We start from the raw sequence: 1,319 nt of genomic DNA, 5'->3' as shown, positions 1-1,319 counted from the left end.
TCTGACAGTGACTCTGATTCTGACAGCGACTCGGATTCTGACAGCGACTCGGATTCTGACAGCGACTCGGACTCTGACAGTGACTCGGATTCTGACAGCGACTCCGACTCTGACAGTGACTCGGACTCTGACAGTGACTCGGATTCTGACAGCGACTCTGACTCCGACAGCGACTCTGATTCCGACAGTGACTCAGACAGCGATTCTGACTCGGACTCTGATAGCGACTCTGATTCTGACAGCGACTCGGATTCTGACAGTGACTCGGATTCTGACAGTGACTCCGACTCTGACAGCGACTCGGACTCTGACAGTGACTCGGATTCTGACAGCGACTCCGACTCTGACAGTGACTCGGACTCTGACAGTGACTCGGATTCTGACAGCGACTCTGACTCCGACAGCGACTCTGATTCCGACAGTGACTCAGACAGCGATTCTGACTCGGACTCTGATAGCGACTCTGATTCTGACAGCGACTCGGATTCTGACAGTGACTCGGATTCTGACAGTGACTCCGACTCTGACAGCGACTCGGACTCTGACAGTGACTCGGATTCTGACAGCGACTCTGACTCCGACAGTGACTCTGATTCTGATAGCGACAGTGATTCTGACTCTGACAGCGACTCAGACTCTGATAGCGATTCTGACAGTGACTCGGATTCTGACAGCGACTCGGACTCTGACAGTGACTCGGATTCTGACTCGGACTCTGACAGCGACTCTGATTCCGACAGCGACTCTGACTCTGATTCTGATAGCGACTCGGACTCTGACAGTGACTCGGATTCTGACAGCGACTCTGATTCTGATAGCGACTCGGATTCTGACAGCGACTCTGACTCTGACAGCGACAGCGATTCTGACTCTGATTCCGACAGCGACTCTGACTCTGACAGTGACTCGGATTCTGACAGCGACTCGGACTCTGACAGTGACTCTGACAGCGACAGCGATTCTGACTCTGATTCTGACAGTGACTCGGATTCTGACAGCGACTCGGACTCTGATTCTGATAGCGACTCGGATTCTGATAGCGACAGTGACTCTGACAGCGACTCGGATTCTGACAGCGACTCGGATTCTGACAGCGACTCGGACTCTGACAGTGATTCAGACTCGGATTCTGACAGCGACTCGGACTCTGACAGTGACTCTGATTCTGATAGCGACTCTGACTCTGACTCTGACAGTGACTCGGACTCTGACAGTGACTCGGATTCTGACAGCGACTCGGACTCTGACAGTGACTCTGATTCTGACAGTGACTCGGATTCTGACAGCGACTCGGACTCTGACAGAGTCCGAGTCAGAAT

At 53.1% G+C, this 1,319-nt stretch carries 1 protein-coding gene; it reads left to right on the top strand.

Annotated features, from left to right (window positions below):
• The coding region (locus J536_RS26090; RefSeq protein WP_212750239.1) for a hypothetical protein at positions 1–1,319 on the top strand (1,319 nt) is incomplete at both ends.

Source organism: Acinetobacter sp. 809848, from assembly GCF_000581275.1.
Classification (GTDB): Bacteria; Pseudomonadota; Gammaproteobacteria; order Pseudomonadales; family Moraxellaceae; genus Acinetobacter; species Acinetobacter pittii.
The sequence above is the reverse complement of the archived record's forward strand: the minus strand, read 5'-3'. Positions and strand labels throughout refer to the sequence as shown.